At 71.6% G+C, this 2,093-nt stretch carries 3 protein-coding genes and 1 pseudogene; 1 reads left to right on the top strand and 3 read right to left on the bottom strand.

Translation table 11 applies throughout. The features are described 5' to 3' along the window. Window positions 1–25: 25 nt before the first annotated feature. The 3 genes from ACFRCR_RS18480 to clpS all read right to left on the bottom strand — a co-directional run bounded on the left by ACFRCR_RS18480 (window position 26) and on the right by clpS (window position 1,249). The gene (locus tag ACFRCR_RS18480) at window positions 26–181 is read right to left on the bottom strand and encodes a hypothetical protein (protein ID WP_164984102.1); all 156 of its coding nucleotides are present in this window, start codon (window positions 179–181) and stop codon (window positions 26–28) included. Between the two features lie 154 nt (window positions 182–335). After that, on the bottom strand, window positions 336–986 hold the full coding sequence (locus ACFRCR_RS18485) for a DUF2017 family protein (protein ID WP_377679642.1): 651 nt from the start codon (window positions 984–986) through the stop codon (window positions 336–338). Continuing rightward, window positions 986–1,249, bottom strand: coding sequence for an ATP-dependent Clp protease adapter ClpS (gene clpS, locus ACFRCR_RS18490; RefSeq protein ID WP_240666174.1), 264 nt, complete (start codon window positions 1,247–1,249; stop codon window positions 986–988). Before clpS ends, ACFRCR_RS18485 begins: the two co-directional genes overlap by 1 nt. 206 nt (window positions 1,250–1,455) lie before the next feature. On the opposite strand from clpS, the pseudogene ACFRCR_RS18495 reads away from it, so the two are divergent. Then, window positions 1,456–2,093: pseudogene (locus ACFRCR_RS18495) on the top strand (nicotinate phosphoribosyltransferase); the annotation flags it as partial.

Raw genomic sequence — 2,093 nt, forward strand, 5'->3', positions numbered from 1 at the left:
GCCGTCAGGCGGCGACCCGGGTCGCCTAGACCCTCGCCTTGCCCCGTCCGATCAGCCCCACCACGAGGCTGACGACGAGCACGATGATGCCGAGCCAGATCAGGAACTTCGCTGCTTCGACCGCCACACCGAACACGAGCAGCACGACTCCGACGAGCAGGATGATGAGCCACGTAGGCATGTTGTCCCTCTATTCTCTCGGCCGGGACGCGGACGCCCCGGTTCAACCAGGACAATCGTGGCACCACTTCACCCCCGTCGCATCTTGACACAAATCTCGCGAGTGGCTTATAGGCGTGATAGACGGGCGTGCGTGCGTACCCGCGGACAAGGAGTCAGCGGGGAGCGCGACGAACCTCGGCGAGCATCAGCTCGACCAACGACTCCTGCAACCATCCCGAGAGCAGGAACACGCTCGCCAGGAAGCGCCGCGCGGCGTCCGGAGCCTCCTCCGGGGGCTCGACGCCGGACTCCTCACGGGCCAACACCTCGTCGTGCAGGTCCTCGACCTGGTCGTCGGTGCGCAGGTCCAGGCGCTCCGCGAGGACGACCCGGATGTCGGTGAGGGCTCCCGCGACGCGACGGGCGTCGTCGGGCCGGACGATCAGCGGCGTCAACGCCTCGGCGTCCTGCGGGTCCCCCGCGAGGAGCAGGTCCGCGAGGAGCAGGAGCCGCTGGGCCTTCTCCGCCACGAGGTCGCCCTGGGTGAAGCGGCGGAACTCCGCCGACACCTCGCCGTCCTCGCGCGACGCGTCCGGCAGCAGGCGACGCACCGCCGGGTCCGTGGGGGCCCGCACCTCCTCGGGAGGCGCCGCCAACGGCGCGACCCCCTCGATCCGGGACGCCTCAGGATCCTCCGGGGGAACCGTGCCGGTCTGTTCCTGCAGGAGCTCCACGACGTCGCCCACGACGTGGGCGAGCACGAGGCGCTCCGAAGCGCTCAGCTCAGCGACGTACCCGCGCCGCGCCCGCCGGAAGGGCCGCACTACTCCCCGCTCCGCTGCATCGTGGCCCAGAGGCCGAACTCGTGCATCGCCTGCACGTCCACCTCGATCTTCTCCCTGCCGCCCGACGAGACGACCGCACGCCCCTCCTGGTGCACCTGGAGCATGAGCGTCCTCGCCTTCTGCTGCGAGTACCCGAAGTAGCTCTCGAAGACGTACGTCACATAGCTCATGAGGTTCACCGGGTCGTTCCAGACGAGCGTCACCCAGGTGTCGGCGAGGGAGAGCCCCTCCCGCGTGTCGATCTCCTCGTCGAGGCGGGGCCCCGCGGTCGCCGTTCCAGTCACTCCCCCACTCTATGTGGTGGGTGAAGTCCGGCGCCGCCATGTCCACGGCCCGACGGGAGGGTCCACGGCCTGGTGAGAGGCCCGCGCCGCCCCGTGGGGCGCCGCGCCTGTCCATCCGCGCCCGACGCGCGCCACGGCGTCGTCGTCTGCCCTAGGTTGGGCACATGAGTCCCGCAGACCACCCGGGCACGGACGCCCCGGCCGCCCGCACCGCCCCGTTCGCACCGTCCGCGCAGACGTCGCTGCTCACGGACCGCTACGAGCTCACCATGCTGCAGGCAGCGCTGGCCGACGGCACCGCCGACCGGCACTGCCTGTTCGAGGTCTTCACGCGTCGGCTGCCCGCGGGCCGGCGCTACGGTGTCCTCGCCGGCACCGGCCGCGTCCTGGAGTCGCTCGCGACGTTCCGCTTCACGGACCTCGAGCTCGCCTGGCTCCAGGAGGCGCGCGTCGTCGACGACCGCACGCTCGACTACCTCGCGGGCTACCGCTTCACCGGCTCGATCACCGGGTACGCCGAGGGCGACGTGTTCTTCCCCCAGTCCCCCGTGATGGTCGTCGAGGGCACGTTCGCCGAGGCCGTCCTGCTCGAGACGCTCGTCCTGTCGATCCTCAACTACGACTCCGCGGTCGCGTCCGCGGCGTCGCGCATGACGAGCGCCGCCGTCGACCGCCCCTGCCTCGAGATGGGCTCGCGCCGGGCGAGCGAGCTGGCCGCGGTCGCCGCGGCCCGCGCGGCCGCGGTCGCGGGCTTCGCCGGGACGTCGAACCTCGAGGCCGGGCGCCGGTACGGGATCGAGAC

The organism is Oerskovia sp. NPDC056781 (assembly GCF_042789955.1).
GTDB classification, from domain to species: Bacteria; Actinomycetota; Actinomycetes; order Actinomycetales; family Cellulomonadaceae; genus Oerskovia; species Oerskovia rustica.